Origin of the sequence: Flaviaesturariibacter aridisoli (genome assembly GCF_004343705.1) — a bacterium.
GTDB classification, from domain to species: Bacteria; Bacteroidota; Bacteroidia; order Chitinophagales; family Chitinophagaceae; genus Flavisolibacter; species Flavisolibacter aridisoli.
In genome coordinates this window covers 14,797-30,197 of record NZ_SKFH01000041.1, presented here as the reverse complement: position 1 = coordinate 30,197, position 15,401 = coordinate 14,797, and the positions used below count along the sequence as shown (strand labels likewise).

Below are 15,401 nucleotides of genomic sequence, written 5' to 3'. Positions count from 1 at the left end.
TTTATCTTTTGAGCAACGGCTGCAAGTGGCGCTCGCTTCCGCCGCAGTACGGCGATTACCGCCTGGTATGGTACTACCTGAACAAGTGGGCCCGCTACGGACTGCTGGACCGGGCGCTATACCTGGTGGGCATTCAGCTGCGGCGCCGGCAAGGCAGAAGCGGCGAGCCTTCGATGCTGCTCATTGATGCCCAGTCGGTAAAAACCGTGGCCGGCACAGGCGACGAGGTGGGTTATGATGCGGGCAAAAAGGTAAAGGGAAGAAAGCGCCACCTGGCTGTGGACACCCAGGGCACCGTCATTGCCGCCGGCGTTACTTCCGCTTTTGTTCATGACAAGACCGGGGCGCGCGTGCTGCGCGATGATGTGGAGGACCGCCCTTCGGTGCGCACTATTGTCGCCGACGGCGGCTACGACGGACCACCGGCTTTTACCGCAGGAGGCAGGATCCGGTGGGTGCTCATTCAGCGCAGACACTCCAACCGCTTCTCCCCCCTTCCTGTCAGATGGGTGGTGGAAAGAACCTTCTCCTGGTTGATCAATTACCGAAGACTCGCCAAGGACTATGAAAAAACTATCGTTATGTCCCGCGCCATGCTCCTGATGAGCGCCATCCACATAACCCTCAAAAAACTAATGACTTAAATTTAGACAGCCTCTTAGTGAAACAGGTTCACCAGCACCAGCAGGAAAGCGATCACAAAAAACAATTTGACGACATTGCGAAGGCTGTGGCGGGAGAGGAGTTCGTTCATGGTGGTTTGGTTTTTCACGGCAGGAGCAAAATTCTGCCCGGAAACCCGCGAGGGGCGCCTTTTCTAGCCGAAACCGGTTTTTCGTACGACGAAGCTTGCCTGCGATTCGCCGAGTGCACAGGTGGGAAAAAGGCGCGCCGGCGCGCGTTGGCCACCGCTAGTTGATCCTTCTTAGCGATCCCTGCATTATCCCCTACGCCTTATCCATTATGGATGGCTCATTATTCATGATTCATTTCCCGTCCCTCGCTATCTTGCCCCCGCGCATGAAACTCCTTAGCCCCGCCATATCACGCCTTGCCCGCCTGCGGCTCTGGTCCATCGACCAATGGCGCGCCGATCCCGTGGGAACACAGTACGACGTGTGGCAGGACCTCCTGGCCGCCGGGCAATACACCGATTACGGCCGCCAGTACGGCTTTTCGTCCATCCAGTCGCTCCGCGAATTCAAGGAGCGCGTGCCGCTGACCAACTACGACGACCTGAAACCCTGGATCGACCGGATGCTCCATGGAGAGGAACATGTGCTCTGGAACACGCCCGTGCGCTGGTTTGCCAAGAGCAGCGGCACCACTTCCGACAAAAGCAAGTTCATCCCCGTGTCGGAAGAAAGCCTCAAGGAGAACCACTACAAGGCGTCGAAAGACGTGCTGGCGATGTATTACGCGCACTACCCCGACAGCGACCTGCTGACGGGCAAAGCCCTTGTGATCGGCGGCTCGCACCAGGTAAGCCAGCTCAATGACGACATTCAGTACGGCGACCTCAGCGCCGTGGTGATGCAAAATTCACCGTTCTGGACCAACTGGATCCGCACGCCCGAGCTCGACATCATCCTCATGGAAGAATGGGAGGAGAAGATCGAAAAGCTCGCCCGGCATACGATCCAGGAGAACGTTACCTCCATGGCCGGCGTGCCTACCTGGCTGATGGTGCTGATGCGCCGCATCCTCGAGATCACCGGCAAAAGCACCATCAAGGAAGTATGGCCCTCGCTGGAGCTGTATATGCACGGCGGCGTGTCGTTCGTGCCCTACCGCAAAGCCTTTGCGGAGCTCATTGGCGCCCCGATACGCTACCTCGAGATGTACAACGCCTCCGAAGGCTTCTTTGCCGCGCAGGACGACATCAAGGAGGAAGGCATGCTCCTGCTCTGCGACCACGGCATCTTTTATGAATTCATCCCCGCCGGCGAGTGGGAGGCCCCGCAGCCGCGCACCATCCAGCTCGACGAGGTGGAACTGGGCAAGCAATACGCGCTGGTGATCAGCACCAACGGCGGCCTCTGGCGCTACCTGCCCGGCGACACCGTGCAGTTTACTTCGCTGGACCCCTGGCGCATCCGCGTGTCGGGCCGCATGAAGCACTTCATCAACGCCTTTGGCGAGGAGCTCATTATCGACAATACCGACAAGGCCATCGCCGCCGCCTGCCGCGCCACCGGGCTCGTGGTAAACGATTATACGGCCGCGCCCGTATACTTTGCCGAGGGGCAGAACGGCGCGCACGAGTGGATCATCGAATTCGAGCAGGTGCCCCAGGACCTGGCGCCCTTCGCCGAAGCGCTCGACGCGGCCCTGAAGGCCGAAAACAGCGATTACGAAGCCAAGCGGCACAAGGACATCGCCCTGCGCGGTCCCCAGATCCAGGCCGTGGGAGCCCGCAGCTTCGAGCGCTGGCTGCAGTCGAAAGGCAAGCTGGGCGGGCAGCACAAGGTGCCGCGCCTGAGCAACGACCGGACCCTCCTCGAGCAGATCCGCGCCTTCCTGGCAGCCTCCACCGAAGGCTAATGCCGGTTCGTCCACCCTTTGCCGTGTCCCGGCGCATTCACTGCCGTCACTGGCATGCCTGAACGATCTTTGGCTACTAACCAAAACGCATGTACGCCCACCTGTCTCAAGCCCAACACCTGGCCGACCCGATCCTGCAACTGGCCGACGCCATGCCGCAGCTCGTGTGGATCGCCGATGCCGCCGGCACGGTGCGCTACTTCAATGTGCGGGTGGAAGAATACAAAGGCCCGCGTCGCAACCCGGACGGCAGCTGGGAGTGGGCCGCCGCTATTCATCCCGACGATCTCGCCGAGACCGCCCTCAAGTGGCAGCACTGCCTCGTTACGGGCCACGCCTACGAAGCCGAGCACCGCATGTGCCTGGCCGACGGCTCCTGGGCCTGGCACCTCGCCCGCGCCGTTCCGCAGCGCGACGGCCTCGGCGCCATCAGCAGCTGGATGGGCACCTCCACCAACATCCACCGCCAGAAGGAAACCGAGCAAACGCTCCGCGACAGCGAAGAGCGCTTCCGCCTGCTCACCAACAGCATCCCCCAGATCATCTGGATCGTGGATGCTGTTGGGAACACCGAATATGTAAACGACCGCTGGACGACCTACACCGGCCAGGAGAATGAGGACCTGGACCGCGAAGGCCGCATTGCCATGATCCACCCCGACGACCTGCCGATCGTGCTCGATACCTGGCAGGAGGCGCTGCGTGCCGGCGAGCCGGCCCACTGGCAGTACCGCCTGCGGCACAAAGACACCGGCCGCTACCGCTGGTTCCTCGCACACGTGTTGCCCCTCCGCGACCCGGAAGGGGTCGTGCGCCACTGGATCTGCTCGGCCTCCGACATCCAGGCCCATAGAGACATTGCCGGCGAGCTCGAGCAACAGGTGGAGCTCCGCACGCGCGAGCTGGCGGCGCTGGCCGAAACGCTGCGGCGGCAGGCCAGCGAGCTGAAACGCTCCAACGACGACCTGCAGCAATTCGCGCATATCGCCTCGCACGACCTAAAAGAACCCCTGCGCAAGATCCGCACCTTCGGCAGCCGCCTGTCGGGGGAATATGCCGCGGCCCTGCCCGAGCGCGGCCGCGACTACGTAGACAAGATCGAGACCTCCGCGCAGCGTATGTCGGACATGATCGACGGCGTGTTGCACTACTCGCTCATCGACAGTATGGATTACGTGCTCATTCCCGTGTCGTTGGAAGAAACGCTGCAGCAGGTGTCCTGCGACCTGGAGCTGGTGATTCAGAAGAAGGACGCGCGTCTCGAATGGGCCGGCCTGCCCGCTGTGGCCGGCATCCCGGTGCTGGTGCGGCAGCTGTTCTTCAACCTGGTACACAACGCCCTCAAGTTCATGCCCCCCGGCGTTGCGCCGCGGGTGGAGGTAGCCGCGCGGCGGGCCACGGTGGCCGAGCTGCGCGCCGCCGGCCTGCCCGAAGGCGTGCCCTGCCAGTACATCACCGTCCGCGACAACGGCATCGGCTTCGACGCCGGGCATGCCACGGCCATCTTCAAAACCTTTACCCGCCTGCATTCGAAAGACACCTTCGAAGGCACGGGCCTCGGCCTCGCGCTTTGCCAAAAGATCGTGCAGCGCCACGGCGGCGCCATCAGCGCCGAGAGCAGCATGGGCAAAGGGAGTGTGTTTACGGTGCTGTTGCAGGAGGCGGGGCGGAGTTTGTAGTTTATAGTTTGGGGTTTGTAGTTGCGTGGGGCGACGACCAAACCCTGAACTTCAACCTGTAAACTGCAAACTATAAACTGCAAACCGCCTTCCCCAGGTGGTGCTGCACCCGCAGGAGCAGGTACTCGGTGGCTACCGGCTTGGCCAGCACTTCGTCGGCGCCAAAGAGCGCCGCGCGGCCGGGGTTGACGTCGTAGCCGGTGTGCAGCAGCACGCGCACACCCGGGTTTCCTTCGAGCATTTTGATCTTCCAGCACAGCTGGCGGCCATCTTCGCCGCGCAGGTTAATGTCGATCAGGTAAAGGTGGGGACGAAAGGCATGGCGGCGCTCTTCGGCTTCGGCCAGGCTGGCGGCGGTTTCCACCACATAGCCGGCAGCCAGCAGGCGGCGCTCGAGCAACATCAGGAGGTCAACGTCGTCGTCGATCAGGAATAGCCGGAAGGGGAAAGCCTCACTCATTGTGTAGTGATTCATTGGTTAGATTTCCCTTAGGCAGATTGGCTTTGGAAGAAGAAAGAAAGAAGTTGACTGATACGGATTAGGGTTTTCGGTAGGATTGGATTTCAGGACGGTTTTTCGAGGAATGGACAAGACTGATTGCTCAGTCAACTTCTGGTACAAACTTACTGCCCGGTCGCGGCTGCCACAAGCGCAAAACCGCCCATTTTTCAGCGCCGGGTAATTACGGTCGGGCTCGTGAATCTACGGTCGGGCGGACCGTATTTTTACGGACCCTTGGGCGTGCCTGTATTTTTTGTAGCTTGGCCGAAACCTGCTAAACCACACATAATGAGAAAAATCCTGTTGCACCTCCTGCTGGTGCTGGCCGGCGGCCTCAGTGCCGGGGCCCAGAACAGTTACAACATCCTCAGCCTTTTCCCGCACAACGACAAATGGAAGAATTATGTCATGGACGTGGAGCGGGGCGATATCAGCCCCGGCGGCCGGGTGATCGTTTGGGAAAGCAACGGCGGCCGCAACCAGCTGTTTACCTATGACCGGGCTACCAAAACCATCCGCACAGGTGTCAACAACAACCTGGTGCTCGACGTGGCCGGCAATGCCAACCCGCAGCGCGGCTACAGTGCCGGCGACGTGATTCTCTGGAATTACAACGGTGGCAACAACCAGCAGTGGGACATCGAGGCGGTGCCAGGGGAAAGTTCCTTTTACCTGCGCAACGTGCGCACGGGCGCCTACCTGGTGCACCAGACCCAAGCCGCACCGGGGCAGCCCTGGAAGCTGCTGATGGGCAACAAGGGCGGTAAGAACAGCAAGTGGCGCCTCCCCGACGCCCTCGCCACCACGGGTGGCGGCAGTACGGCTTCCGGCAATTTCAAGAAACTGAAAGAGGTGCTGCCGAACCCCGGTTCGGTGGGCGTATACATCATCAGTAAGTCGTGGTACAACAACCAGATGCACACACTCGATGTGGAGAACGGCAACATGCGCCCCGGCGGCCGCCTGATCGTATGGCAGCTCAACACGGCCCGTCCGCAGAACCAGATGTTCGTCATGGAAGGCAGCCTGTTGCGGGTGCTCAATACCAGCTATTACCTGAGTATTAACGCGAATAATGAAGTGGTGCTTTCCGAGCGCAGCGGCGCCGCCACCTGGACGGTGGAGCAAAACAAAACCAAGGGTTCCTTCCGCCTCCGCGAGTCGCGCGGGCGCGGCTACCTCGGCCACCAGACACAGTCTTCGTGGGGACAGCCCTGGAAGTGTATTGTAGGGAACGGAACCGCCAACACCCATTTCGATTGGACGGAAGGCATGCCGGTGAGTAACGCACAGGTGTCGGAGATGCGCGCCAACGGCCTGGCACCGGCACAAAACAGCTCGCCGCAGTCGGCCCTTACCGGCAACCCGCCGGCGGGTGCGGTAGCGGCCGGCGGCGCCAACGCAGTGGCGGCGGGCGGGGCCAACGTAGTGGCGGCCGGCGGGGCCAACGTGATTGCGGCTGGCGGCGGCAACGTGATCGCGGCGGGTGGCGGCAATGTGATCGCGGCCGGCGGCGGCAATGTAGTGGCAGCCGGCGGCGGCAATTAAGCGTCCCGCTTCGCGGTGAAAAAGCAGGCCACGGGCCTGCTTTTTTGTTGCGGGCCGAGCCGTAGCCCCAGGCCGGGCGCCGGTTACCGTTCGTCCGCCGCGGACTGTTAAAAAAAGCCGTCGCTGCAGCCCGCGCACAAGGGTGCTGAATATAGGCATGCCATTGGTAGTATTTCCCCAGAGTAAAGCCTGTCTGGACCGACCGTTTGAGCCACCGGAGGGCCTATCCGCCGAAAATCCCCCTATTATGAGCGAACACTATTACCTCTTGCGTAACAACCGGGAATCGGGCCCCTTCTCACTTGATGAATTATTGCAACAATGCCTGTTGCCCGGCGACCTGTTGTGGGTAGAAGGGCACAGCCAGAACTGGATGACGCCCGAAGAATTGCCCGAGGTGCAGACCGCGCTTCCGAAGGGCTATTCTTTTTCTCCCGCCGAACCCAAAACATACGATCATATCAGCGACCGCGAGCAGGCGCTGCGGGCCGAAAGCCTGCGCCGCCGTGCCCTGGCCGCCCTGTATCACCAGCAGGCGCCGCTGCACATAGGCACGCCGCGGCCCGAGATCCCGGTGCCGGCCTATGCGCTCAACGACCCCGAAGAGCTCGAGATCGTGCACCACAAGCCGGAGAAGGCCCGCGGCGCCCTGCCCGAGTTTCTCCTGTTTTGTACCCTGTCGGCACTCGTGGTACTGGGTTGGCGTGGCGGCGTTTTCGCCCACCTGATCCAGGTGCGGCCCCAGCCCGTGGAAGTGGCCAGCCAGCGGCTGACCAATGAATCGGCGCATGCAGCCTCCGCGCTGACGGTGCTGCCGCAGCCCGCCGCCCTGGCCTCCGCGCTGGCGCCGGCAGCCAATGATACCCTGCACCGCAACGATTCGGCTGCCGCGATGGGCACTACAGCCACCAGCGCACCGGTACGCCGCACGGCCAGGCCGCTCCCTGTGCCGGTGAACAATGCCCCCGAAACAACGGCCGTTGCCGATACGAAGCCCGCCGAGCCGGCCGGTGGCAACGCCGCCGCCAACCCCGAGCCGCGGCGAGAGACCGCCACGGCTACTGTTCCTGCAAACAATACAATTACTCCGAAGGAGAAAGAGGATAAGCCCGCCGTGATCCAGCAGCCCGCCGCCAAACCCGATACCCAGGTGGCCGAGGCGCCGAAAGAAGAAAAGCGTGGTTTCCTGCGCGGCCTCTTTAAAAAGAAAAAGCATCGCGAGGAAGCGCCCGCTGAAGGCGATGGCGGATGATGGTATGACAAAAAAGGCCCGCGGAGCGGGCCTTTTTTGTGTTAGTGCTGTGTCGTGTCTTTCTGCTTTTTCCCGAACAACCCGTTCAGGATCGAGCGGCCGGTGTTCTCCGCTTTTTTCTTGATGTCGGTGGCCGGGGCGCCGGTGGCGGTCGTGTCTTTGGTGCCGGTGATCGTGTTCAGGAGCGTCTTCTTCGCATCGTCGGCGAGTTGCTTCTTAACGGCGTTGAGCGAGTCGCGGAGCGTATTTCGGGCGCTGTCGGCTTTGGCCTTCACGAAGTCGGTGGCCTGCGTCTTGAGCTCGTCGGCGATGGAGGCACCCGATTCTTTCAGCGCCGTATGCAGCTGCGGGTTGCGGATGGTGCCGCCCACGTTCACCTTCAGGTTGACGGTCTCGCCCAGCTTCACCGGCAGCCCGCGCGACGCGGCCTGCGCCGCGAGGTTGTTGACGAAATTGTTGGCCGTGGCGCCCATTTTAGCGCGCGGCACCTTCAGGTTGAGCACGTAGGCGAGCGATTGATCAAAACCGTGCAGGCCGCCGGCCTCGAGCTCCATGTCGGCCACCTTTACGGTGAAGGGCTTCACCAGCACCTGGCCATTGGCGAATTCAAAATAGCTTTTTACGTCTTTGAGCGACAGGTGCTGCAATTGGGCGATGCCGAGCGTGCCGGCAAGCTTGTCTACCGGTGCAAACTTCTCCAGCAGTCCTTCAATGAGCAGCAGGTTGCCCTTGCCGGTAAGCGAGCTGAAGTCGGGCATCATGCCTGCCCCAAGCTTGCCGGTGACGACCAATTGCGAGGAGAGCCGACCGCCCATATACTGGGCCACGGGCATCAGCTTCTGTACGGTGTTGAAGGCGAGGAAGGTCTTGCGGATGTCGAGGCCCTGCAGGTCGTAGGAGAGGCTGATGTCGGGGTGCTTCTTGTCGAGCAGCGTCGAGTACGTACCGTTGATGCGCATCGTGCCTTCGAGGGCGGCGGCGCGTACGTCTTGTAGAAATACGGTCTGGTTGTTCACCGCCAGGCGTCCGGTCAATCCTTTCAGGTTCACCTGGTCATAACGAACGCCGTCAGCCGACGCATGGAGCGCCAGGTCGAGGTTGGCGGGCACGAGGAAGGGCGCAGCAGCGGTGCTGCTGCTCTGCGCGGTGTCGTCCGACACGGGGATGAACTCGTTGAGGTCGATCTGGTCGGCATGGAAGGTCAGCGCTCCTTTCAGCGGGTCGTTTTTCAGCACATAGGCGAGCACGTTGTCGAGGGTGCCGCTGGCGGTAAAGTGGCTTTTGCCGTAGCGGCCGGCCAGTTGCGACAGCGTGATGTTGCGGGGGGTGAAGGAGGCCAGCAGCGTTTGCAGCTCCACGCCGGCGGGGTATTCTTTAGAGCTGTACTGAAAGCCGTCGAGGCGCACCGTGCCGCCGGCCGAAAAACCGTCGTAGCTTTTCAGCTGCAGGGCGGCTACGGAGCCCTTCATCGTTACGTCGGCAAGGGCTTTACCCGCGAGGCGGGTGCCGGCTTCCAGTTTCACCATGCGGCTCACATTGGCCAGGTCGAGCGCTCCTTTTACAGCGGCGTCGATGTTCATCGCGGTAAGCGGCTGCTGCAGCACGAAGCGGCCGTCGATCGGGGCGCCGCCCATGTTGAGGTGCACCTGCGGCACGCGGATGCTGGTGTGGTCGGGCCCGCCGTCGGGGTTCTGCACCTGCAGCGCAAGGTTGATGTCGCGCACGGGCGCCGGCAGGTCGGGGTACTGGAAGGAGCCGTTGGCCACATCCAGCTTCACGTCGAAAGCGGGGAGCTGCGTGGGGCTGTACACACCCTTCACGAAGCCTTCCACTTTGGCGGTGCCGGCGGTTTTGATCTTGTCGAAATCCTTTTTATAAATAGAAGGGATAAGCGACAGCACTTCGCGGAAGGTAGTCGAGGGCGCCTTCAGCGACAGGTCCATATCGTAGGTGCTGTCGTTGACGAGGCGGATCGATCCGCTGGTAAGCAGCTCCAGCGCGTTGAGCGTGATGCGGCCCTTGTCGAAGCGGTAGGTGGACGTTTTGCTGTCGATGTCGAAGTCGGCGTCGAGCTTTGTGGCCACTTCCGAGAGGTAGGGGATGGCGCCGTAGCGGAACGACACTGCGCCGGCGGCCGTTTTGGTCTGCAGCTTATAGTGCTCGGCGCTGAAGTCGCCGCTGCCTTCGTGGTCGAGGCCGCGGAGCACGGCTTCCATGCCGCTGCTTTCATCGCGGTAGCGGATGTCGCCGCCGTTGATGGTGTAGCGCTGCAGCTCGAGGCGGAAGGGCTTGCTGTCGCCGGCGGGCGTCGTGGACGTGTCGGGCAGGGCGATGTCCCAGTTGGCCTTTCCGTCGGCGTGCACGATGGCGTTGATCTTCGGCGCGTCGAGGTTGACGGAGTAAATGCGGTAGTTGCTGCCGCTTACGACACTCCAGAAGTGGAGCGCCGTCTCCACGCGGCCGGCCTGGAGAAGGGTGTCGCCGGCGAAATCGCCTTTGCCCACAATGCGCAGGCTGTCGATGGCCACCGACACTTTCGGGAACTGCCGGAAGAAGGAAAGCGATACGTCTTTGAAGTCGACCTGCGCGGCGAGGTTCTCGTTGAGGCCTTTTTTAAGTGCGGCTACGAGCTGCTTGCGAAAGAGAAAGGGCGCGAGGAGCAGGAGGAGGAGGAGTACACCCAGCGTGATGCCGGAGTACTTCAGGATCTTTTTGACCATGGTGGTGAATTGGGGGGTGGTTTTTCCGTGCGCCAAAGGTACATCAGCGGAAGAAGGCTTCCATGAGCGCCGCGGCAGAACGGCCGCTTCCGCCGTCGGGACCGTTGTTGCACAGCAGCACCAGGCCCTTGCGGCTGTCGCGGTCGAAGGCTACCCAGGCGCTGCTGCCGGCGGCACTGCCTTCCTTGTACACAATGATGCGGCCGGCGCGGGTAAAATAGTATTGCCAGCCCATCCCAAAATAGTCGCGGCCGCCCACCTGTACAACCGGTATTTGCGTAGCCAGCAGGAAAATACCCGGAACGGTGCTCCCGCCACTGCTGCTGCTGTTGCCGGCGGCGAGCTGCGCGCGCAGGTAGCGGGTCATGTCGGCGGACGTGCTGCGGAGGCCAACGGCGCCTGCGAAGGCCGCCGATTGTCCCGCCGGTACCGGGCCGTTGTTGTTGTGCGGCGTGGCAGCGGCCGGGTCGCTGCCGGCCCCGTCAATAGTGGTGGCGCTCATTCCGAGCGGGCTGAGCAGGGTGCTTTCCAGCAATTGCTGCAACGGCTGCCCGGTTTGTCGCTCCAGTAGCGTGCCCGCGAGGGCGTAGGCCAGCGGACTATAATACTCTCGGGCTTCCACCTCGGTGGCGGGGAGGATACCGGGCGTGTGCAGGAGGTAGTGCGTGGCGATGTATCCATAGAGGCGCGTGCTGTCGTAGCCCCGGTAGGGGTCGGTGCCGGGCAGCAGGTCGCTGGTTAGGCGCGGCAGGCCGCTGCAGTGATTGAGCAGCTGCCGGAACGTAACCTCCCCGTTGTTGAAGCGGAGGCGCGGCGCAAGATCGGCGGGCAGCCAGGCGCTGATGTAGTCGTCGGCGGAGCGGTTGCCCGACTGCAGCCAGGAAAGCAGCAGGGCGGCGGTGAAGGTTTGGGTAACGTCGCCGAGCTCGTAGCGGGTGGCGGCGCCGGGCAGGGTGCCGTTGCCGAGGCGCGTTTCGCCGTAGTGATAGCTGCGGGCGTCGTTACCGTCCACGAGGGTCAATGAGGCGCCGGCGATCGCCGCGCCCGAAACGTAGGGCCGCAGGATGCCGTCCACCATCGAGTCCTGAGCGGTGGAAAGGGTATTGTTGCTGCGTACCGCCTTCGGCTCCGGACCGGTGTCGTGGGTGCAGGAAATGAGGACGCAGCCGAGCGAGGTTGCCAGCAGGAAGCGCTTCATAAGCGTTCGGTTGTTCCCTAAGTTACTTATTATCCAGCCACACAATAGAGTTGCCGGTATTGTACTCGTTGTTTTCCCAGAGCTTGTTGCCCGGGTCGAGGATCCACTTGCCGTCGGCCACGAATTTGTAGCGGTGCTTGCCGGGGGCAAGGTAAAGGGAAAAGACCCAGTCGTCGCCTTCGCGGCGCATGGGCAGGCTGCGCGCGTTCCAGTCGTTGAAGTCGCCGGCCAGGAACACGCTGCGCAGCTCGGGCTTGTTGCGGAGGCGGAAGGTGTAGTTGGCACCCACCACCAGCACGGAGTTGCCCTTGCCGGCGCCTTCGGTGCTCAGCGGGTTGGCGGGGTCGGTGACGCCCTTACCGTCGACAAAGAATTTGTATTCGTAGTTGCCGGGGCCGAGGGCATAGGACAGCTCCCAGCCCCAAGCGGTGCGGACCAGCTCCAGCTCGTTTCTGTTCCAGCCGTTGAAGCTGCCGGCCACGGTTACCCGGCGGGCCGTGGTATAGCCGGCGAGCGAAAAGGCAAGGCCGTTGCCGAGGCGCAGCACCGAGTTGACGCCTTTGTGGCCGTCGGGGAGCGTTTGGCGGTTGGCCGGGTCGGCCAGCCAGGTTCCGTCGACGATGAATTTGTAGGTATGCGTGCCGTCGGCGAGGAACACGGGGAGGTACCAGCCGTCGCCGGCGCGCTGGAGGCGCAGCTCGTTCTCGCGCCAGTCGTTGAAGGAGCCGGCCAGGAGCACTCCCCTGGCGTCGGTGTGGCCGGAGAGGTGAAAGAGGTAGTTGGTGACGAAGAACACCGAGTTGATGTTGCCGCGGCCGTCGCTCTCATTCTGCAGGTTGTCGTTGTCGGTCTGCCAGGCCCCGTCCACCACGAACTTATACCAGTATTTGCCTGGGGGAAGCTTCACGGAGGCCACCCAACCCGAGTCGGTGCGCCGCATGCCGAGGGCACCGTCCTGCCAGTTGGTGAAGGAGCCGGCGAGCTGCACGCGCGATGCGCCCGTCTGGCCGCGGAGGAAGAACAGCACCACGGAGTCCTGCGTGCTGAAGGGGCGCTTGTTGCGGAAGCGGTTGGTGCCGTAGCGCCGCGGGGCGGGTCGATCGGCGGCGCTGGTGAGTTTGATCCGCTCCACGGGGTCGAAGATCTTGTCGGCGATGAGTGGCTTGCGCAGCACGGCGTGGGTTGCGTCGTTCTGCTCCACGATCCAGCCCTTGACGCGCAGCGAGTCGGTCTTGCCGCTGCGGAGGAAGTTTTCGAGGTCGAGGTCCTGCAGCTCGAAGAGGCGGATAAAAGCGCGAAGGTCGGACGAAGCGGCGGGCTTGTGCAGCTCGATGTACATGCAGCCGTTGCGTACGTCGAACTGGTGGCCGCCCTGCGCCAGCAGCCCGCCCAGCGGCAGGAGCGCCAGGAGCAGGAGCAGCAGGAGCCGCCGCGGTCCATTCGTTATAGGTGCACGCATCAGCGCCATAGATACAGTTTTCGCGTGACAAAGTTAAACCCGATTCGACGGGGGCTCAGCGCGTCGAAGCTCAAAATGCCGTTAATACAGTCGTACTGCGAGAAGCAGCTTTGCTCCAGGTTCGACACCAGCACGGGCACGGCGCGCAACTGGTGCGGGCCCACGGTGAGCTCGGGGAGCGTACCGTAGACCGCTTCTTTCCTGCGGCCCGAGCCATTGAGCTGCACGCGGCGGGTGACCTGGAGGCCGGCCAGCAGGCTGTTGGGCAGTCGCGAGTCGACAACGCTGGTTTCGGCGCCCGAGTCCATCACGAACTGCAGCGTCTTGCCGCCGATGCTGGTGCGCACGAGGATGTAGTTTTCTTTCAGCTCGAAGGGCAGCTCGGTGTACCCGGGGGCTTCTGCCTGCAGCGACACGTTGGTATACAGGGCCGCCTCGCGCTTGCGGAGGCGGTGGATGTAGAGCAGGTTTTCTTCGTAGTCGAGCAGGATCTCGCAGTCGCGGAACAGCTCCATGCCGAGGAGGCCGAGGATGCGCACGCCCTTGCTGTTTTCGATGTGGCCGAGGTCGCCGAGGTCGGCGTCCTGGCGGGGATAGCCCATGGTGCCGAGGCGCAGCTTGCCGAGGGTGATGCGCTGCAGCGGGCCTCCGCCGCCATTGATGCCCGAGGCTTCCACGTCGGTGACGGTGCTGGCGTGGTAGTCGCGGAAGTAGGTGCTGTTGAGCAGTACGTGCTGCGCGCCGGTGTCGAAGATGAAGTTGCCCTCGATGCTGTCGGCCTGCGCCTGCACAAGGATCAGGTTGCCCACGCGGTTGAAGGGGATGACTGCGGCCACCGAGTCGGGCTCAAAGTAAAAGGCCGGCGGCACGCGGAGCTGCCGGAGCCAGCGGGCGTCGGGTGGTTGCGGGTGGGCCGGGTCAACGGGTGTAGCCGCAGCGCAGCAGGCGCTCAGGATAAGCACCAGGAACAGCATGATATGGCGGCAGCGCGCGGGCATTGGTTTCGTTGGACGCGTAAGCTACCTTTTTGGTTACCACCGGCAGCGCCGTTTAAATAATATTAAGAGCGGAACGGTCATGAATTGGGGGAAAGCGCTCCTGAATTGCGGCAACGGCCGCAAGCGGCCTAATCACGCAAAGGCGCCAGGACGCGTTTTAGACGAGCTCCGCCACTTCCACAGGTGCAGGTGTGGCCTCCTTCGGCGCCACGCGTTTGCTGAGCCGGTACATGCCCCACACGCAAAGCGCCATCACCCCGATACCCACATAGCCCAGCGTATTGAAATGCACGAGGCTGTGGTCGGGGCGCTGCACGATGACCGCGCCGGCCACGAGCGAGGCCACACCGCCCGCCACCTGCTGCAGCGACGACATCACGCTCATGAACGCGCCGCGGTCCTGCATGTTGGGGATGGCGCTCATCAGGGCCTGCGACGGCACCATGCGCGACATAATGGAGGCGAACATCACCGCGCTGATGGCGATGACCACCCAGAGCGGCACCGGTGCCAGGTTGGTATAGATGGCAATCATCACCGCGCCGATCACCGAGCCCACGAGGAAGGTGGGAAACTTGCCCGCCTTGTCGGCAATGCGCCCGATGACCGGCAGCATGATCATCGATGAAATGCCCATGCACACATACACTACCGTCAGGTCTTCCTGCCGTACGTGCACGTTGTTGATCAGGAAGGCGGTGGAGAAGGGCATCAACAGGAAGCCGCCGATGGAGAGGGCGGCCGTCACCGCGTAGGGCAGCCAGTAAGAGCGCAGCGTGAAGGTGTGTACGAGGTGCCGCACCGGGTTGCGCTCAACAGGCACTTCGAGGTGCCTGGTAACGGGCCGGAGGGCAATGAGGCAGAAGAGGGCCGTGGCGGCGCTCAGCGCCACGATCATCACGAAGGGCGCATGCCAGCCCAATTTCGTGGCGAGGTACAGCCCGATGGGAAGGCCCGCCACCTGGCTCACGGCGAAGGACATTTGCACAAACCCCATCACGCGGCCGCGTTGGCTAAAGGAAAAGAGGTCGGCGATGATGGCCATCGCGATGGAGCCGAGCACCCCGCCGAAAACGCCGGTGACGATACGGGCGAAGAGCAGCATCGGGTAGCTCGTAGCCGTGGCGCAAAGCACCGTGCCGAGGATAAAGCCCGCGTAAAAGAAGAGCAGCAGCTTCTTGCGGTCGTATTTGTCGGCGAAGCCCGCCGCCAGCAGGCCCGAGATGCCGGCGCTGAACGCATAGGCCGACACGGCCGTGCCGAACTGCGCGGTGCCGAGGTGCAGGTCTTTCATCAGCCAGTCGCCGAGCGGAGCCATCACCATAAAGTCGAGGATGATGGTAAACTGGATGAGCGCCAGCAACGTGATGACGATCTTTTGGTAGCGGCTGAAAGCGTGGGGTTCCGGTTGCATGTGGTCCTGGTTTGGGCAACGAAGCTAGCGGTATTGGCCGGCCCGTGAAAGGTCTTTCCGCGCTCCTGCGGGCGGCGGGCGGTGAGT

11 protein-coding genes are annotated in these 15,401 nt (G+C 62.7%); 5 read left to right on the top strand and 6 right to left on the bottom strand.

Annotated elements, in window-relative coordinates; all coding sequences use genetic code 11:
* From E0486_RS16505 to E0486_RS16495, 3 genes are all read left to right on the top strand, one after another.
* Positions 1 to 644 (top strand): IS5 family transposase (locus E0486_RS16505; RefSeq protein WP_131853817.1); only part of this gene is annotated, 644 nt, incomplete at its 5' end.
* Between the two features lie 376 nt (positions 645 to 1,020).
* Positions 1,021 to 2,544: a GH3 auxin-responsive promoter family protein gene (locus E0486_RS16500; protein ID WP_131853815.1), complete on the top strand. Its 1,524-nt coding sequence runs from the start codon at positions 1,021 to 1,023 to the stop codon at positions 2,542 to 2,544.
* A gap of 89 nt (positions 2,545 to 2,633) precedes the next feature.
* The gene (locus E0486_RS16495; RefSeq protein ID WP_131853813.1) at positions 2,634 to 4,223 is read left to right on the top strand and encodes a sensor histidine kinase; all 1,590 of its coding nucleotides are present in this window, start codon (positions 2,634 to 2,636) and stop codon (positions 4,221 to 4,223) included.
* A 70-nt stretch (positions 4,224 to 4,293) separates the two neighbouring features.
* Here the strand turns inward: E0486_RS16495 and E0486_RS16490 are convergent, their stop codons facing one another.
* Positions 4,294 to 4,698 (bottom strand): response regulator, encoded by a 405-nt coding sequence (locus E0486_RS16490; RefSeq protein ID WP_131853811.1) that lies wholly within the window; start codon positions 4,696 to 4,698, stop codon positions 4,294 to 4,296.
* Between the two features lie 315 nt (positions 4,699 to 5,013).
* On the opposite strand from E0486_RS16490, the gene E0486_RS16485 reads away from it, so the two are divergent.
* Positions 5,014 to 6,273 carry an RICIN domain-containing protein gene (locus E0486_RS16485; RefSeq protein WP_131853809.1) on the top strand — a complete coding sequence of 420 codons (1,260 nt, stop codon included), beginning with the start codon at positions 5,014 to 5,016 and terminating at the stop codon, positions 6,271 to 6,273.
* A 247-nt stretch (positions 6,274 to 6,520) separates the two neighbouring features.
* Positions 6,521 to 7,525: a hypothetical protein gene (locus tag E0486_RS16480; protein ID WP_131853807.1), complete on the top strand. Its 1,005-nt coding sequence runs from the start codon at positions 6,521 to 6,523 to the stop codon at positions 7,523 to 7,525.
* A gap of 41 nt (positions 7,526 to 7,566) precedes the next feature.
* Here E0486_RS16480 and E0486_RS16475 read toward each other — a convergent pair whose 3' ends face one another.
* The 5 genes from E0486_RS16475 to E0486_RS16455 form a co-directional block, all read right to left on the bottom strand.
* Positions 7,567 to 10,245, bottom strand: coding sequence for an AsmA-like C-terminal region-containing protein (locus E0486_RS16475; RefSeq protein WP_131853805.1), 2,679 nt, complete (start codon positions 10,243 to 10,245; stop codon positions 7,567 to 7,569).
* A 43-nt stretch (positions 10,246 to 10,288) separates the two neighbouring features.
* A complete protein-coding gene (locus tag E0486_RS16470) occupies positions 10,289 to 11,443 on the bottom strand; it encodes a serine hydrolase domain-containing protein (RefSeq protein WP_131853803.1) in 1,155 nt (384 codons plus the stop codon).
* Between the two features lie 22 nt (positions 11,444 to 11,465).
* Positions 11,466 to 12,911 carry a glycogen-binding domain-containing protein gene (locus E0486_RS16465; protein ID WP_131853801.1) on the bottom strand — a complete coding sequence of 482 codons (1,446 nt, stop codon included), beginning with the start codon at positions 12,909 to 12,911 and terminating at the stop codon, positions 11,466 to 11,468.
* Positions 12,902 to 13,900, bottom strand: coding sequence for a pepsin/retropepsin-like aspartic protease family protein (locus E0486_RS16460; protein WP_131853799.1), 999 nt, complete (start codon positions 13,898 to 13,900; stop codon positions 12,902 to 12,904). Before E0486_RS16460 ends, E0486_RS16465 begins: the two co-directional genes overlap by 10 nt.
* Positions 13,901 to 14,057: 157 nt before the next feature.
* Positions 14,058 to 15,314: an MFS transporter gene (locus E0486_RS16455; protein WP_131853797.1), complete on the bottom strand. Its 1,257-nt coding sequence runs from the start codon at positions 15,312 to 15,314 to the stop codon at positions 14,058 to 14,060.
* Positions 15,315 to 15,401: the final 87 nt, after the last annotated feature.